Source organism: Streptomyces muensis, from assembly GCF_021474425.1.
GTDB lineage: Bacteria > Actinomycetota > Actinomycetes > Streptomycetales > Streptomycetaceae > Streptomyces > Streptomyces muensis.
This window is the reverse complement of sequence record NZ_JAKEIP010000526.1, coordinates 1-2171: the sequence shown is the minus strand read 5'-3', so window position 1 is coordinate 2171 and position 2171 is coordinate 1. Positions and strand designations below refer to the sequence as shown.

Here is a 2171-nt window from a genome sequence, read left to right as displayed (position 1 = left end):
GGGTGGGAGGAGATCGGTGAGGATGCTGTCGCACAGGGCGTTCAGGGTCGGCTGCGGGCCGGTGAGCAGCCGGCGCAGGCGCAGGACGCCCTCGTCGATGTCGCGGTCCGGGGACTTGATCAGGCCGTTGGTGTAGAGGGCGAGCAGGCTGCCCTCCGGCAGGTCGATCTCGGCCGACTCGAAGGGCAGGCCGCCCAGGCCCAGCGGAGGGCCGGCCGGGAGGTCGACGAGGTCGGCGGTGCCGTCGGGGCTCACCACGGCCGGCAGCGGATGCCCGGCCCGGGCCAGGGTGCAGCGCTGGGAGATCGGGTCGTACACGGCGTACAGACAGGTCGCGCCGACCTCGCCGCCGGCGCCGGTCTCGGGGGACCGGTCGGCGGCCGGCCGGTCGTCCTCACGGTCGGTGGACAGCCGGGCCACGAGGTCGTCGAGGTGGGTGAGCAGTTCGTCCGGGGGCAGATCGATGTCGGCGAGGGTGCGTACGGCGGTCCGTAGCCGGCCCATGGTGGCGGAGGCGTGGATGCCGTGGCCGACGACGTCGCCGACGACGAGCGCCACCCGCGCCCCGGACAGCGGGATCACGTCGAACCAGTCACCGCCGACGCCGGCGTGCGCGCCCGCCGGGAGATAGCGGGAGGCGACCTCCACCGCCGCCTGCGCGGGCAGCCGCTGCGGCAGCAGGCTGCGCTGGAGCGTGACCGCCGTGCCGCGTTCGCGGGTGTAGCGGCGGGCGTTGTCGATGCAGACGGCCGCCCTGGCCGCGAGTTCCTCGGCCAGCACCAGATCGTCCTGCTGGAAGACCTCCGGCTGGCGATGGCGGGCGAGGACGGCGACGCCCAGCGTGATGCCGCGGGCGGACAGGGGTACCGCCATCACCGAGTGCATGCCGAACTCGCGGACCCGGGAGGCCCGGACCGGGTCGCGGGCGACCAGCGCGGTGATCGCGGGGTGCGTCATCTCGTACACCCTGGCCCGTCCCGAGCGGAGCGTCTCGACCTGCGCGGAGCCCTCCGGGTACTCGTCCACGGCCCCGAGGGCGACGACCGCCTCCGGCATGCCCGGGGTCACGGACTGGTGGGCGGCCCGGCGCAGCGCCAGCGGGCCGGCCGGGAGTCCGGTGCCCGGGAGCGGCTCGCGCGGCTCATGTGGCTCGTGCGGGCCGTCGAGGGAGGTCAGCAGGTCGACGCTGATGAAGTCGGCCAGTTCCGGGACCGTCACGTCCGCCAGCTCCTGCGCCGTACGCATCACGTCGAGGGTGGTGCCGATCCGCCGGCCGGCCTCGGCGATCAGCTGCAGGCGCATCCGGGCCCAGTACTGCTCGGTCATGTCGTGCGCGGTCAGGCAGACGCCGCGCACCTCGCCCGTCGCGTCGCGCAGCGGCGACATATGGACCGACCAGGCGTGCTCGCGGGTCTCACCGGGGGTGCGCAGGAAGTTCTCGTTGTACTGCGGCTCGCCGGTCTCCAGCACCCGCGCCATGCTCTGTTCCGCCCGGTCGCCGGCCGGGCCGTCCACGATCTCGTTGACGCGCAGCCCGATCATGTCCCGCTCGGTGAGGGCTGTCGTGCGTTCCATGTCCGCGTTGGCGCGACGCAGGCGGAGCCGGGTGTCGTAGAGGGCCAGCGCGCAGCACGGGGACTGGGCGAAGCTCCAGGTCACGAAGGTGTCGTCGAGCGGCTCGGGCCGCTGTCCGCTCAGGGCGGAGACCAGCAGCCACTCGCCCGCGCCCGCCCCCACGTGCGCCCCCGCTCCCGTCACGGGCGTCCTGTGGTGCGCCAGGACCTTGATCTCCAGCCGTCGGCCGTCGCGGTGCCGGACGGTGACGTCGCCGTGCCATCTGGGCAGCCGTGCGAAGGGCGGCAGATCCTCGGCGGGGATCGGCTCGGCCAGCAGCCCGGCCGCCGGGCGTCCCACGATCTGGTCGGCCGGGTACCCCAGCAGCCGTTCGGCCCCCGCGTTCCACCCGGTCACCGTGGCGCGTTCGTCGACGGTGACGCGGGCCGTGAGAGCCTCGCCGACCACCTCGTCGAGCGGCCGTGTCGTCGTCCGGGGCGTCGTCCGGCCGGTGCTGACGGGCTCGTCCATGATCGTTCATCTCGCTCTCGCCGGGATGCCGGGCGGGTACCGGGGAGGATGCGTCGCCGACGGCTCACCCCCCCTCCCTCGGCCTC

General features: G+C 74.4%; 1 protein-coding gene. It reads right to left on the bottom strand.

The features are described from left to right. The coding region (locus tag L0P92_RS44000) for a SpoIIE family protein phosphatase (protein ID WP_234768742.1) at positions 1 to 2085 on the bottom strand (2085 nt) is incomplete at its 3' end. Positions 2086 to 2171: the final 86 nt, after the last annotated feature.